Below are 1002 nucleotides of genomic sequence, written 5' to 3'. Positions count from 1 at the left end.
GCAGACACGCCAGGCAACCACACCGCCCTTGCCGCCCCCGACGTATGCGCGTGACCTGCCGGGCTGGCAGCACATCGGTACCGCTCTGCGGCGGACCCCCGCCTCGGTGTGGAACGACAACGTGACCGACTTCGCTGCCGCCCTCACCTATTACGCGGTGCTGGCGCTCTTCCCGACGCTCCTTGTCACGGTCTCACTGCTGGGAATCGTCGGCGCTTCGACCACCGACAACCTGATCAGTAACGTGATCGCTGTCGTGCCGGCCGAGTCCCGTCCCGTCATGCAGAGCGCGTTGCAGGGCATGGCGGAGCAGCACACAGCTGCTTGGACGCTGGCCGTCTTCGGCATGATCGGCGCTCTGTGGTCCGCCTCCAGCTATCTGGGGGTTTTCCGCCGGGCCCTGCACGTCATGCACGGCGTTGAGGATCTGCGCCCGGCGTGGAGGACGGCACCACGGCTGGTGATGACCGCCGTGGTGCTGCTGATGCTTCTCGTTTCCAGTGCCCTGGTGCTCATCCTGACCGGCGAAGCGGCCCACACCGTCGGCCGGCTCGTAGGCATGGGCAGCATGGCCGGCACCGCATGGAACGCGTTGAAATGGCCGCTCCTGCTGTGCCTGGTCGCCATCATGGTGCTGGTGCTGTTCCGTTCGGGCCCGGCCGGGACACGTGGGGTGCGGCAGAGGCTTGTGGGAGACGCTCTGGCCGTGGCCCTGTGGCTCGTCGCATCCGCCAGCTTCGCCCTCTACGTCTCGCACGTCGGCACGTACAACCGGCTGTACGGATCGCTCGCCGGGATTATCGTCTTCCTGGTATGGCTGTGGCTGTCCAACCTGGCCCTCCTCACCGGGGCCCAGTTCAACGCCGAACTGGCCAAACTCCGCCGTCGATGACCGACAGGGCATAAACTGCCCAGCTCTCGTCCCGATCGGTCGGCCACTCCATTCCCTCGCCCCAGGCACCCCCACAGGCAAAGCGACGCCCCGTACGCCAGGCACCGTAG

The 1002-nt window shown here is 67.0% G+C and carries 1 protein-coding gene; it reads left to right on the top strand.

The features are described 5' to 3' along the window. A partial coding sequence (locus tag ACFWJX_RS40650; protein ID WP_383252159.1) for a YihY/virulence factor BrkB family protein occupies positions 1-892 on the top strand: 892 nt, incomplete at its 5' end. Positions 893-1002 lie beyond the last annotated feature (110 nt).

Source organism: Streptomyces sp. NPDC058335, assembly GCF_042723915.1.
In the GTDB taxonomy this organism is placed as follows: Bacteria; Actinomycetota; Actinomycetes; order Streptomycetales; family Streptomycetaceae; genus Streptomyces.
The sequence above is the reverse complement of the archived record's forward strand: the minus strand, read 5'-3'. Positions and strand labels throughout refer to the sequence as shown.